Below are 314 nucleotides of genomic sequence, written 5' to 3'. Positions count from 1 at the left end.
GCGGCGTACCAGCCGGATGCAGTCCACCAGGGAGCGCAGATCGCGGATGTCAAGCGCGGCCTCGTCGCCGTCGAGACCGACATCGGCGAGCGCGCGCTTCGCGCCTTCCTCGGCCGCCCGTGTCAGGATCGCCTCGAACTCGGCGTCGGGCATGCGCACGAAGCCCTCGGATCGGGGTGGTGTCATCGGGATCCTCCTTCCGCCGCTCAGCCGATCTTGCAGCCCCAGAAGGACGTGTGATCGGCGGCGAAGTAGCCGTCTGCGACCCGGAAATACCCCTGCAGTTCGACGGTATCGCCTGCCGTCAGCGGCAC

General features: G+C 68.5%; 1 protein-coding gene and 1 pseudogene. Both read right to left on the bottom strand.

The genetic code is table 11. From position 1 onward, the window contains the following. Positions 1-186 (bottom strand): DUF6127 family protein (locus PARHAE_RS20875; protein ID WP_241232933.1); only part of this gene is annotated, 186 nt, incomplete at its 3' end. A 20-nt stretch (positions 187-206) separates the two neighbouring features. Continuing rightward, positions 207-314 (bottom strand): annotated as a pseudogene (locus PARHAE_RS22265) (DUF2793 domain-containing protein); the annotation flags it as partial.

The organism is Paracoccus haematequi (genome assembly GCF_900631945.1).
GTDB classification, from domain to species: domain Bacteria; phylum Pseudomonadota; class Alphaproteobacteria; order Rhodobacterales; family Rhodobacteraceae; genus Paracoccus; species Paracoccus haematequi_A.
This window is presented reverse-complemented; position numbering and strand designations above follow the sequence as displayed.